The organism is Sporosarcina contaminans (assembly GCF_042679045.1).
Lineage (GTDB): Bacteria > Bacillota > Bacilli > Bacillales_A > Planococcaceae > Sporosarcina > Sporosarcina contaminans.
In genome coordinates this window covers 40,643-54,003 of record NZ_JBHTLT010000035.1, presented here as the reverse complement: position 1 = coordinate 54,003, position 13,361 = coordinate 40,643, and the positions used below count along the sequence as shown (strand labels likewise).

11 protein-coding genes are annotated in these 13,361 nt (G+C 43.6%); 6 read left to right on the top strand and 5 right to left on the bottom strand.

The window, feature by feature from the left end; genetic code table 11:
* Positions 1 to 121: 121 nt before the first annotated feature.
* The 4 genes from ACFQ38_RS07440 to ACFQ38_RS07425 all read left to right on the top strand — a co-directional run bounded on the left by ACFQ38_RS07440 (position 122) and on the right by ACFQ38_RS07425 (position 3,919).
* A complete protein-coding gene (locus tag ACFQ38_RS07440; protein WP_381480251.1) occupies positions 122 to 1,147 on the top strand; it encodes a methionine ABC transporter ATP-binding protein in 1,026 nt (341 codons plus the stop codon).
* Positions 1,137 to 1,799: a methionine ABC transporter permease gene (locus tag ACFQ38_RS07435; RefSeq protein WP_381480249.1), complete on the top strand. Its 663-nt coding sequence runs from the start codon at positions 1,137 to 1,139 to the stop codon at positions 1,797 to 1,799. Before ACFQ38_RS07440 ends, ACFQ38_RS07435 begins: the two co-directional genes overlap by 11 nt.
* 61 nt (positions 1,800 to 1,860) lie before the next feature.
* A complete protein-coding gene (locus ACFQ38_RS07430) occupies positions 1,861 to 2,721 on the top strand; it encodes a MetQ/NlpA family ABC transporter substrate-binding protein (protein ID WP_336824326.1) in 861 nt (286 codons plus the stop codon).
* 1 nt (position 2,722) lies between these two features.
* Positions 2,723 to 3,919 (top strand): M20 family metallopeptidase, encoded by a 1,197-nt coding sequence (locus tag ACFQ38_RS07425; RefSeq protein WP_381480248.1) that lies wholly within the window; start codon positions 2,723 to 2,725, stop codon positions 3,917 to 3,919.
* A gap of 130 nt (positions 3,920 to 4,049) precedes the next feature.
* Here ACFQ38_RS07425 and ACFQ38_RS07420 read toward each other — a convergent pair whose 3' ends face one another.
* From ACFQ38_RS07420 to ACFQ38_RS07405, 4 genes are all read right to left on the bottom strand, one after another.
* The gene (locus ACFQ38_RS07420) at positions 4,050 to 5,240 is read right to left on the bottom strand and encodes an acyl-CoA dehydrogenase family protein (RefSeq protein ID WP_336824324.1); all 1,191 of its coding nucleotides are present in this window, start codon (positions 5,238 to 5,240) and stop codon (positions 4,050 to 4,052) included.
* A 31-nt stretch (positions 5,241 to 5,271) separates the two neighbouring features.
* Positions 5,272 to 6,438, bottom strand: coding sequence for a saccharopine dehydrogenase family protein (locus ACFQ38_RS07415; protein WP_381480247.1), 1,167 nt, complete (start codon positions 6,436 to 6,438; stop codon positions 5,272 to 5,274).
* A 65-nt stretch (positions 6,439 to 6,503) separates the two neighbouring features.
* Positions 6,504 to 7,982, bottom strand: a complete 1,479-nt coding sequence (locus ACFQ38_RS07410; RefSeq protein ID WP_336824322.1) for an aldehyde dehydrogenase family protein — start codon at positions 7,980 to 7,982, stop codon at positions 6,504 to 6,506.
* Between the two features lie 166 nt (positions 7,983 to 8,148).
* Positions 8,149 to 9,666: a DHA2 family efflux MFS transporter permease subunit gene (locus tag ACFQ38_RS07405; protein WP_336824347.1), complete on the bottom strand. Its 1,518-nt coding sequence runs from the start codon at positions 9,664 to 9,666 to the stop codon at positions 8,149 to 8,151.
* 209 nt (positions 9,667 to 9,875) lie between these two features.
* On the opposite strand from ACFQ38_RS07405, the gene ACFQ38_RS07400 reads away from it, so the two are divergent.
* Together ACFQ38_RS07400 and ACFQ38_RS07395 are read left to right on the top strand one after the other, a co-directional pair.
* Positions 9,876 to 10,763: a TetR/AcrR family transcriptional regulator gene (locus ACFQ38_RS07400; protein ID WP_336824321.1), complete on the top strand. Its 888-nt coding sequence runs from the start codon at positions 9,876 to 9,878 to the stop codon at positions 10,761 to 10,763.
* 66 nt (positions 10,764 to 10,829) lie between these two features.
* Positions 10,830 to 11,624, top strand: coding sequence for a TIGR00266 family protein (locus tag ACFQ38_RS07395; RefSeq protein WP_336824320.1), 795 nt, complete (start codon positions 10,830 to 10,832; stop codon positions 11,622 to 11,624).
* A 337-nt stretch (positions 11,625 to 11,961) separates the two neighbouring features.
* On the opposite strand, the gene ACFQ38_RS07390 is transcribed toward ACFQ38_RS07395, so the two are convergent.
* On the bottom strand, positions 11,962 to 13,281 hold the full coding sequence (locus ACFQ38_RS07390) for a YjiH family protein (protein WP_381480246.1): 1,320 nt from the start codon (positions 13,279 to 13,281) through the stop codon (positions 11,962 to 11,964).
* Between the last annotated feature and the right edge of the window lie 80 nt (positions 13,282 to 13,361).

The window sequence follows — 13,361 nt, the reverse complement described above, 5'->3', positions numbered from 1 at the left end:
AACGGAAAGCGACGGTTGTCAGGGGTTCCCCATTTATTCTCCAACCAGAAAGGGACTATCACAGAAAATCAGTTTTCACTGACTTTCTGGACAGCCCCGTTTTTTATTTGGAGGGGATTTTATGATCACATTCGAAAATGTAACTAAAACATTTGTTGTCGGAAACAAGAAAGTCGAAGCAGTAAAAAAGGTGACATTTGACATTGAGGAAGGCGATATTTTTGGCATTATCGGATTCAGCGGCGCTGGAAAGAGCACATTGATCCGACTTGTCAACGGCCTTGAACGTCCGACGGAAGGGAAAATTCTTATCAAAAAAACTCCCTTGCACGAACTAAAGCCGAAACAGCTACGGGAAGTGCGCAGAAAGATTGGGATGGTATTTCAAAACTTCAATCTCTTTTCTTCCCGCACAGTCGAACAAAATGTCGAGTACCCTTTGAAGTTATCGAAGGTACCTAAGGCAGAACGAAATGCCAAAGTAAAACAACTTCTTCAATTCGTAGGACTTGCGGATAAAGCGAAAAGTTATCCCGAACAATTATCAGGAGGGCAAAAACAGCGTGTCGGCATTGCACGCGCACTTGCGACTGACCCAGAAATTCTGCTTTGCGATGAAGCGACGTCCGCACTTGACCCGAACACGACGCGCGATATTTTGAATCTATTGCAAAAGGTGAATCGGGAAATGGGGATTACAATCTTGCTCATTACACATGAAATGCAGGTTATCCAATCGATTTGCAACCGTGTCGCAGTAATGGAGACGGGAGAAGTGATTGAACAAGGCGAAGTGTTCGAAACGTTTACGAATCCGCAGCACGCAACAACAAAAGAATTCATCTCCGCCACCGATCAAAGCTTGCCTTCCCCACAACTGCTTGATGTATGGCGGGCAAAAGGAGGAACCACTTTGTACCGCATCCTTTTCAAAGGAGAGCGGGCAAGCGACCCGATCTTATCAACGGTTGCTCGAAAGCATCAAATAGATTTCAATATTGTTTACGGTTCTATCCGGGAATTACAGCAACAGTTTTTTGGCAATCTTGTCGTTTCATTCGAAGGCAAACATGATGCAGTGATCGCTTGCATCCAAGAATTGAAAAGCATCGTGGACATTGTGGAGGTGAATACGAATGAAAGTTAATTGGGAGACGTTTTGGATTCGTATTGTGGAGGCAACCGGTGAAACGATTACGATGGTTTTAGGGACTTTGGTTTTTAGTTCGATTGTCGGTATGGCATTAGGTATCCTTCTGTTTACCACTAGAGAAGGAAATATACTTGAAAATCGGTTCATTTCTGCTTTACTAAATTTCTTTATTAATATTATTCGCCCGATCCCTTTCATTATTTTGCTTTTCGTGCTTTCGCCTGTTACACGCGAAGTGATTGGAACGACGATTGGGACCGCAGCTGCCATTTTCCCAATGACAATTGCTGCATCGTTTGTCGTCGCAAGGGTCGTCGAAAACAATTTGATCAGTATCGATCCGGGTGTCATTGAAGCAGCAGAAGCAATGGGAGCAAGTCCGCGCCAAATCATTTTTACCGTATTGATCCCTGAAGCGCTTGGACCACTCATCCTTGGACTAACTTTCGTCACAGTCGGTTTAATCGATTTTTCAGCTGTTGCAGGTACAGTTGGCGGAGGTGGATTAGGGCACGTCGCGATGACGCATGGCTACCAACGATTCGACAGTTCCGTCATGTTCGTTACAGTCGTTATCTTAATTGTACTTGTACAATTGGCGCAGTGGATTGGCAATTTCTTATCGAAAAAAGTGATGCGTCGATAACTTGTACATTCACAATGAAGTGTTTTTAAAATACTAAATATACAAAATCGGAGGATTTCTCATGAAAAAAACCATTAAATTACTTGGAGCAATTTTACTGCTATCCATTCTTGCCGCTTGCGGAAAAAGTGGATCTGCTAACGAAGATATTGTTGTAATCGGTGTTACCGGAGCGGATGGTGAGCAATGGAACGTATTGAAAGAGTTAGCGAAAGAAGAAGGCATTACAATCGAACTGAAAGAATTCGCGGACTATACATTACCGAACAATGCACTCGCCAATGGCGACATCGATTTAAATTCTTTTCAGCATATTGCATTTTTAAGTCAGTTTGCCGAAGAGAACAATGTTGACATCGTACCGATTGGTTCAACTGTTATCGCTCCGCTCGGCATTTATTCCGATAAGCTTGACGATATTTCAGGCATTAAAGAAGGAGATAAAATTGCCGTTCCTGATGACCCATCGAATTTAGGGCGCGCTTTACGCTTATTGGAAACTGCAGGTCTTATCAAATTAAAAGAAGGCACTGGACTTTTTGGAGATACAACATCCATAGAAGAGAATCCTAAAAACTTGGAAATCATCCCTATGGTTGCTCAGCAAACGCCACGTGTCTTGCAAGATGTCGCAGCATCCCTTATCAACAACGGGATTGCAGGTCAAGCCGGGTTCAACCCTACTGAAGACCCAATCTTTTTGGAAGATGGCGACAATGAAAATGCCTTGCCTTATGTGAATGTCTTTGCAGCACGTGCAGAGGATGCACAAAACGAAACCTATTTAAAAATCGTCGAGCTTTACCAGTCCGAACAAGTAAAGAAAGCCATTGAAGAAGAAACAAAAGGCGGATCGATATTGTTGAACATACCACAAGATCAGCTAATTGATACATTCGAACAATTGAAGGGAGAAAAGTAAAATGACAACGATAACGAATCAAATCCATTCATTTATAACGGAAAACCGTGCACGCTTTATTGAAACGAGTCTATCAATCCACGCCAAACCAGAAATCGGTAATGAAGAATATTTTGCCTGCGAACAATTAACGACATTGCTCCGTGACGAAGGGTTCGAAGTAGAGACAAATGTTGCGGGACATGAAACTGCGTTTTACGCACAGTTTTCAAGTTCGAAACCCGGCCCGACGATTGCTTATTTGGCAGAATACGATGCACTGCCAGGAATCGGCCATGCTTGCGGTCATAATATTATTGGAACGACAAGTGTTGCTGCTGCAATCGCACTTTCCAAAGAACTTGAATCGATTGGCGGAAAAGTGGTCGTCTTAGGAACACCTGCGGAAGAAGGCGGTCCAAACGGTAGTGCAAAAGGAAGTTTCGTCCGCCACGGCTACTTAAAAGACGTAGATGTTGCATTGATGGCCCATCCTTCCGGAAAAACAGGTGTAACGTCCAACTCGTTAGCTGTCGATCCATTGGATTTCCATTTTTACGGCAAGCCAGCCCACGCTTCAGGTGCACCCGAGCACGGCATTAACGCACTTGACGCGGTCATATTACTATTCAACGGCATTAATGCACTGCGTCAACAATTGCCGCAAGATGTCCGAGTACACGGCATCATTACACATGGTGGCGAAGCGCCGAACATTATTCCTGAATATGCCTCAGCGCGGTTTTTCATTCGTGCGTCCACTTGGAAACGAACAGAAGAAATCGCTGCGAAAATACGAAATATTGCAGAAGGTGCCGCACTTTCCACTGGAGCCACTGTCAAAATCGAACGTTTTCAAAATGAAGTGAAAGATTTCGTCATTACAGACGCACTTGACGATGCAGTGAAACGTCACCTCGAATCTCTTGGGGAAACCGTCCATACCGAAAAAAGAAAAGGACTTGGATCGACAGACGCAGGAAATATCAGTTATGAAGTCCCTACTGCACATCCTTATATTAAAATTGGCGATGATGATTTGATTGGACATACCGTTCCATTCCGCGAAGCAGCCAAATCTGATCGTGGTATGGAAGCACTCCTGATCGGCGCAATAGCTCTTGCAAAAACAGGGCTTGACTTACTGACAGATACAGCGCTTTTAAGTAAAGTGATAGAAAGTCACGCGCAAGCGTTGGAAGCAAAATCTCAGCAATAAACAGAAACCGGACAATCCCGTTTATTCGGGTACTGTCCGGTTTGGCTTGTTATAATTTATCATTGCTTCTATAAAAGCAATGATACGAACATTGCTGATACTATGGCGTATTCGTTCGTTTCTTTTCCCCTCAATCAAACGGCCACTCGGGCAGCATATTACTCAACTTCTTATCTTCCCTATAGCCAAGCACGTATTCCGCCTGCATGATCGTATGGATTTCGCGCGTCCCCTCGTAAATGACAGGCGCTTTTGAATTGCGCAGGAAGCGGGCAACTGGATATTCATCCGAGTAACCGTAAGCGCCATGAATTTGGAATGCGTCATCTGCCGCTTGATTGGCAAAGTCACATGCTTGCCATTTCGCAAGCGATGTTTCTCTCGTATTGCGTAACCCTTTGTTTTTCATTTCTCCTGCGCGATAGACTAATAGCCGGCTCATTTGATAGCCCGCTTCCATCTTGGCAATCATTTGCTGCACTAATTGGTGCTTACCGATCGGCTTGCCAAACGTTTCTCGCTCATGGCAATACTTCACACTTTCCTCCAAGCACCCCATAATAAGTCCAACAGCACCTGCAGCTACCGTGAAGCGTCCGTTATCGAGCGCAGACATTGCAATTTTGAACCCTTCCCCTTCTTCTCCTAACAGATTCTCTGCCGGGATTCGCATCTCTTCGAAAAACAGCTCACCCGTATTACCTGCCCGAATGCCGTATTTTCCTTTAATCGCTTTCGATGAAAAGCCTGGCGTCGTCCTCTCAACGATAAACGCACTAATGCCATGATGCTTTTTTGATTTATCCGTATAAGCGAACACTAGGAAATGATCCGCAACGTCACAGAGCGAAATCCATGTTTTTTGGCCATTAATGACATAATAATCTCCGTCACGTACAGCCGTTGTTGCCATCGCAGCAACATCTGATCCAGCTCCTGGCTCCGTCAAACCGAACGCGCCAATCTTCTCCCCTTTCGCTTGGGGAATTAAATACTTCTGCTTTTGCGCTTCGGTTCCCCATTGCATAAGCGTCATGGAATTCAAGCCGATATGGACAGAAACCGCTGTCCGAAACGCAGTATCTCCTCGTTCCAACTCCTCGCATAAAATAGCAAGCGAATTGTAATCCATGCCGCTGCCGCCATACTTCTCGGGTACACAAACACCCATAAAACCTAAGTCGGCTAACTTCTTCCATATTGCCGGATCAAAACCGCCTTCCGCATCCCAACGCTGGATATTTGGCATGATTTCATCGTCTACAAATTGACGGGCCGTTTTGCGAAGCATCTTCTGTTCTTCTGTAAATTCAAAATCCAACTCCCTATCCCCCTTCAGTCATAATGTCCTATCAAATATGCGCTTCGTGTGTTTTAACCGTTTCTTGAATGACTACGCCGCGTTTCTTCATTTCCTCTATATAAAACTCACCTGGGACGATCATTTCAGGTGGATGAACTCCACGCTTCGTAATTTGACCGTTGCCGATCATCTGAGCTACAACTGAAATCGTATTTGCTGTTGCACGGGCCATCGCGGTTTCATTCACAGAAAGGTCCTTTTCCGTTACCAAATTGTATTCGTAAGTCGTCGGCATTCCTTGCGCCTCGCCGCTTACGATGACACGGAGTAGAACCGCATCGGATTTATCGCCAAGACGAAGCTGCGGAGAAAGCTGTTCGCGCATGACATCGCGCACTTTGACAGACCTGCCGTCAACCGTCACTTCATTGTTGCGGGACAATAGGCCAAGATCGACTAATAGCTGGAACTTTTCAGCATGGCCTTTATAGCGCACTGTCTTGTATTCTAAGGTTTTGACATGCGGGAACGTCTTCGTCAATGTCGATGTGCCGCCAGAAGTATGAAATGCCTCCATATCGCCATAGCCATCGAAATGGATCGTCTCAATTTCGGACAATGAAGGAATTTCGATCAGCTTGCCGTTGCGGATGACGTGTGAAGGATCCGTGTAATGATCAAACACCCCTTCAAGAGAGAAAACGACATTATAATCAAGCGGCGGCTCGGGATTGACTGGCACACCTCCGACATACAGCTTAATGCTATCCACTTGGTCTAACTTTCCCGCACCATAGCCAGATAAGATGTTGATCATACCTGGCGCAACCCCTAAATCCGGAATAATTGTCACGCCTTTGTCAGCCGCTTTATCAGCCAATTCCAATACCGCATCCGTTGCGCCTCCGATATGTCCCCCTAAATCTACGGAATGCACACCGATTTCAATCGCCGTCCGCGCAACCTTTTCATTAAATGTGTAAAACAATGCGTTAATGACGATATCCCCAAGCGCCATCACTTCTTGCAGCTGCACGTCATTCGTCGCATCCAATGACAGAAGATCCAATTTTTCCGACATCAACTGCTCTGCAAAATTTTCCGCCTGCCTTATGTTCAAGTCTGCCAAATAGACTTTTTCAACCTCATTTCTTTTTACAAGATCCCGCACTGCTTCTTTCCCCATTAATCCAGCACCCAAGACGACTACTTTCATATAAACATCCCCTTTTTCAACGTAATCCTTTACCCTATTCCAACTTGCAACTTTTTCAACCCCTATTATTCTGTGTCGATTTGCGCCCGTTGCAGCTTACCGCTGAAATCAACATAGATGCTCTTCCATTCCGTGAAGACATCCAATGCTGCTACGCCCGAATCACGATGCCCATTCCCTGTTCCCTTCGTTCCCCCGAAAGGTAAATGGATTTCCGCGCCTGTCGTTCCTGCATTGACGTAAACGATTCCTGTATCCAAGTCCCGCTGTGCCCGGAAAACTTTATTGACATCACGTGAAAAGATCGAGCTCGACAAGCCATACATGACACTGTTGTTCACTTCAATCGCTTCCTCTAAATTTGCCACTTCAATCAATGAGACGACTGGACCAAAAATTTCCTCTTGTGCAAGCCGGCTATCCCATTTCACGTCTGAAAATAGTGTCGGTTCAAAGTAATGGCCATTCGAAAAGTCCCCATCAGTCAAACGATTGCCGCCCGATAGAAGAGTTGCGCCCTCTTCCTTCCCTATTTCAATATATGATTGAATTTTCTCAAGCGCCTTTCCGTTAATGACTGGCCCGATTTTAACAGACTCGTCCAATCCGTTGCCGATCGTTAGCCCTTTCATGGCCCCTACAAGCTTCTGTTCAAGCTCTTCCTTTACATCTTTATGCACAATGACCCTGCTGCATGCCGTGCAACGCTGCCCCGCTGTTCCGAAAGCACTCCAAAGGATCCCTTCAACAGCTAAATCGATATCTGCATCGTCCATGACGATGACCGCATTTTTTCCTCCCATTTCAAGCGATACTTTCTTTAAATGCTTACCGCCCGTTTCCGCTACATGCCGACCTGTGTCAGACGATCCAGTGAAGGAAATGACACGGATATCCGGATGCTCAATCATCGCCGTTCCGACTTCAGAGCCAGAACCAAACACGATATTGGCAACACCTTCCGGAAGTCCTGCCTCTTCAAAGATGAGCGCCATTTCATATGCCATCATCGGTGTTTCCGTTGCAGGCTTCCAAACGAATGTATTGCCCGCCACAATTGCAGGGAATGACTTCCAAGTTGCAATCGCAATCGGAAAGTTCCACGGAGTAATCAGTCCGACAACTCCGATCGGTGCCCTGACACTCATTGCAAATTTATCTTGCAGCTCAGATGGGACTGTTTCCCCAAACAGTCTTCGCCCTTCTCCTGCCATGTAAAATGCCATATCAATGCCTTCCTGTACTTCTCCGCGCGCCTCTTCAATCACTTTTCCCATTTCTTTCGTTAAGACTTGTGAAAGATGCTCCTTTTTCTCCTTCATGATATTGCCGATCGTATATAAATAATCCGCCCGTTTCGGGGCAGGGACCAAAGCCCATTTCTTCTGAGCTGCTTTTGCTGCTTTGACAGCCATGTCTACGTCTTCCTTCGTCGACAGCCTCACTTTCGCCAATTCTTCCCCTGTCGCCGGATTCAGTACGGCTGTATATCGTGCACCTTCGCCCTCTTGCCATGAACCACCAAAATAATTATTCAATTGCATGACTCACTTCCCCTTTCAAATTCGAATCTTTTGTAACCGCTTTCAAATTGTCTATTTCGACATCTTATAGTAAATCCCTGCTTATTTTCTACAATAAATCATATGCTTGTCTATGAAGAAGTAGCACCTTCGCCTCTTTTAACACAATTAAAAAACTGCCCGGAAATTAATCCTGGGCAGTCCCTTTGTTTTGTTCCATATTTTCTTCCGTAGCATTATTTTCAGTTTTGAATTTCGGTGGCATGACCCGCTTAACGAAAAATGTCATGATCAACGCTACGATTGCAATTATCGTTGCAACAAAGAATGAAAAATTAATGCCGTCCAACATCGCCTGTTTACCTAATTCTTCTTGCATAGTAGCGATTGCAGCTGGATCTGTCGGTAGTTGACCAGCTGCTGCAGCAGATTGTGCAAGTTCAGCTCCTGATTTCTCCATACGCTTCGTCATAACAGTAAGCAATAAAGCTGAACCGATTGCGCCTGACACTTGCTGTAACGTGTTATTCATTGCAGTTCCGTGTGGATTGGAGTGCATTGGAAGCTGGTTCAAACCATTTGTCATAATCGGCATTGTTACCATAGACATCCCGAACATTCGAACCGTATAGATCATCATTAAATAGTAATAACCTGAATCTACGGAAAGACGACTTAAATAGAATGTCGTAACAACCGTAATTGCAAGACCAGTTATAGCTAATGTACGCGCTCCATATTTATCAAACAGCCGTCCTGTAATTGGTGACATAATTCCCATAACAATTGCACCAGGAAGCATTAAGATTCCCGAGTGGAAAGGAGAAATACCACGAACTTCTTGCACGTAAAGAGGTGTCAAAATCATACCAGAGAACATCGCAATCGATAGTACAATCGAAATTGCGGAAGCTAATGCGAACATTGGGTGCTTATAAATTCTAAAGTCGAGCATAGGATCTTTCATTTTCAACTGGCGGACAATAAATGCTATCAAAGAAATAGCACCGATTATAATCGTGCCGTATACGATCGGCGCATCCCATCCTTGATCACCCGCTGAACTGAAACCGTACAACAATCCACCGAACCCAATGCTTGATAGGACAAGAGAGAAGAAGTCTAAAGAAACTTCCCGATTCGGTGTGATATTGCGGAATTTGAACAACGCAAAAATGATCGTAATGATAGCAAAAGGCAAAATAATGACAAACAGTGTCCGCCATGAATAATGTTCAACTATCCAGCCCGATAAAGTCGGCCCAATTGCAGGTGCTGTGAACATGACAAGCCCGAAAACACCCATTGCCGTCCCCCGTTTTTCAATCGGGAAAGCAGCAAGCATAACATTCATTAGCAACGGCATCATAAGTGCAGAACCTGATGCCTGAAGCATGCGGGCAGCGACAAGTAGGCCGAAATTAGGTGCAAAGATTGCAGCAGCTGTTCCAAGTGTGAACAAAATCATCGCTGTTATGAAGAGTTTGCGGTTTGTGAACTTTTGGATGAAGAACGCACTCGCAGGTATCATAATCCCATTTACCAACATATATCCAGTCGTCAGCCATTGAGCCTGCGAAGGTTTCACAGAGAACTCTGTCATGATCGACGGCAAAGCGATATTCAATAAAGTATTATTTAAAAGTGCTACGAATGCTCCGAAAAACAGAATGGAAATCATCCCGTAAGGAGGCTTTTCGTGCATTTTCCGTATATTATTTTCCAATTTAATTCCCCCATTCATGAGCTGTAGCACTCATTTTCACAGCATGTTTAATAGTTTATACCCTCAGTCCAAAATAATCAACATTGGTAACCGCTTTCAAATAAAAAAATGTAAATATCGTTGGTGTTAGTGCTTTCCTTTTGATAAAATAAGATTGAACCAACAGTACATTTATAAGGATGATATAAGTGAATGACCGTAAAACGCATGTATTATTAACCGCTCAAAGGCTCTTTACGAATAAAGGTTTTTTTACAACATCCGTGCAAGATATTATTGACGAATCCAAGATTTCAAAAGGAACTTTCTATAATTATTTCTCTTCGAAGAACGAATGTTTAATCGCCATTATAGAAAATGCCCATGAAGCATTCGTTGCTCAGCGGAGAGAAATTTTAGTCGGTAATCGGAAAGACGATAAAAGTATATTAGCCGAGCAAATTCTGATTCGCTTACGGCTCAATCGAGAAATGAAATTGCTTCCTATTTATGAGGCAGTTTTTCATTCGAGCGATGATGAGCTTCGAAATTTTGTAAAGCAATTACATTACGATGAGCTTCGATGGTTTACAACACGTCTCATTGATGTTTACGGAAAGGATTCAGAGAAATATGTCGTCGATTGTGCCATCATGATTTACGGTGCGATTCATCAGCTTATCCATTTTTGGTCGGCAACATCTCCTAAATCCATTAATTTAAATGATTTAGTTCATTTCACGATTAGACGGCTGGATGCCATTATGTTTGATCTGATGAAAAACAAAGACTCACTTTTAGGTAAACATTTTTTGGATAATCTTTTCACAAATGAAACATCATCAACCATTATGAAAGAGCAACTCATTGCTAAATTGCAAAGTCTCCTAAACGGTCAACAAAAAGATGGACATGATAATCGACTGCAATATATCGAATTTCTTATAGAGGAACTTTCAGCAATGGAGCCACGGCTTTTCATTATAGAATCGGTCAACCGCTCCTTAAGGGAAGTATACGCCGATTCCAACGAAGCAAACCGTATAAATGAAGTTGTTTCTTTAACGTGGAAATATATAGATAAAATGCAATCATAATGATGAAACCTTTCCGTCCAATCACTCGTAGAACGGTTACTACAATGATTTAGGAGGAGTTCAGGGATGAATAATCATGAAATTGATTACAAGTTGTACGGCGATGACATGCAATTCGTAGAAGTAGAGTTAGATCCGAGAGAAACAGTTGTTGCTGAAGCTGGATCTTTAATGATGATGGAAGATGGCATTGAAATGGAAACCATTTTCGGTGACGGATCGAATAACTCAGGCGGCGGATTCATGGGCAAGTTAATGGGTGCGGGAAAAAGGATTATTACAGGTGAAAGTTTATTCATGACAACTTTCACGAATATAGGATCGGGCAAAAAACACGTTTCCTTTGCAGCTCCTTATCCCGGCAAAATCATCCCTGTAGACCTCAGCCAACATGACGGTAAAATTATTTGTCAAAAAGATGCTTTCTTAGCTGCAGCGAAAGGCGTGACAGTCGGCGTTGAATTTCAAAGACGGCTTGGCGTTGGGTTCTTCGGAGGCGAAGGCTTTATCATGCAAAAACTTGAAGGCGACGGCATGGCTTTTGTTCACGCCGGAGGAACCATTATTGAGAAAACTTTGAACCCGGGAGAAACGTTGCGCGTAGATACGGGGTGCCTCGTTGCGATGACACGGGATGTCGATTATGACATCGAAATGGTAAAAGGCATTAAAACAGCATTATTTGGTGGTGAAGGGCTATTTTTCGCTACCCTAAAAGGTCCAGGGAAAGTTTGGATACAATCATTGCCTTTCTCCAGACTTGCAAGCCGCGTATTTGCAGCAGCTCCTCAAACTCCTGGAGGCTCCAAGGATGAAGGAAGCATCGCAGGCGGACTGTTCAATATGTTAGGCGGTAAATAATTTTAGAAAATCCGATGGCACACAACGATGCGCCATCGGATTTTCTATTGAACAATTCGGACCTTACAAAAGAAGCCGTATGTGTCGCTTTTCCGAAGATTATCGATCGTTTGCGTTATGTCAAAAAAATGCGTGACATAGCGCTGCCGATGACATTCCTTTCGAAGCTTCATGCGCCATTTTCCAGTCCATAAGACTCTGTCTACTGCCCTTTCTCATTACGGACCATTATTTCAAGCGGATCCCCTTTTTCATCCATCATGGCAAAGATTCAGCAAGCGCTCTTTCGAACAAAATAATAAATCCGGACGGCTAATCCACCATCCGGATCGGATATCTATAGCAATACATACGCGATTGGTGTGACAATCAATATTGTTAATATAACGCGTTGCAGCCAAATAACGACTAATTTAGGAATTGAAATCGGAATTTCAGTCGACACGATGCATGGCACGACAGCCGAAAAGAAGATGATCGACGAAACCGATACGACTGCAATGACAAATTTGACAATCAACGCAGATTCAACGACTAACGCCGCTGGCAAAAACATTTCAGCAATTCCTAATGCACTCGCCTTCGCAACTAACATCGGTTCAGGTAACTGCACTAAAGCAGTAAACGGATAAAATAGATAACCTATCCAGTCAAATACCGGCGTAAACTCTGCTAACACAAGTCCTAAAAGTCCAATCGACAAGATAGACGGCAAAATCGCCATTGCCATTACGAGTCCATCACGTAAATTCGTAGAAATGTTTTGTAAAAACGAAGGTGATTTTGAAACAACTGTCACAGCTTCCTGCCATGCCGCTGAAAATCTCTTACCATCAGGCTTCACTTCGGGCTGTGGCACGGCCCCTTCGTAATACTCGTCTTTAATGAATTTCAATGGCCACAGATGAACGGTAATCGCTGTTACAATAAACGTGACGACTAATGTGACCCAAAAATACAAATTCCAAATACTCATCAAGTCAAGCGTTTTTGCAACAACGACCATGAAAGTAGCTGAGACTGTCGAAAATCCAGTTGCGATAATGGCCGCTTCCTTAGCTGTATACTTTCCTTCTTTATATACCCGGTTCGTTATTAAGAGCCCTAATGAATAAGAACCGACAAATGAAGCAACCGCATCAATCGCAGAACGGCCCGGTGTTTTCCATATCGGGCGCATAATCGGCTGCAATAAAACCCCGATAAATTCTAACAAACCATAGCTCACTAACAATGCCAAAAAGATGGCGCCAATCGGCACTAACAATCCGACTGGTATCACTAACTTATTTAGCAAAAACGGCCCCATGTCAGGATCGAACAGCCAAGCGGGACCAAAATTAAATACCAACATAATCCCTACAATTAATCCAATTACCTTAAATATCGAAAATACGATATCGACTGCTGATTTTTTCCATGTACCTGTTACAAACGGATAGATTGCCCCTGATAGTATGACAATTAGCGCGTAATAAGGAAGTGCACCAGCGATATTGTTTTGCAACCATGTAACGATATGGTCGAGCATAATGGAACTTTTTCCGTCAATGACAACCGGCACAAAAAACATAAACGCGCCAATTGCACTGAAAACAAAAAACTTCCAAATTCCTTGATTCGTTCTCGACTTCTCTTTCACCCCAATTTGAGCCATGAAACTTCCCTCCCCATATATAGGCTGTCCTTTATGAAAAAATAGCGTATGGCAAACTCTTTTGAAAAGCCGGGAATGAA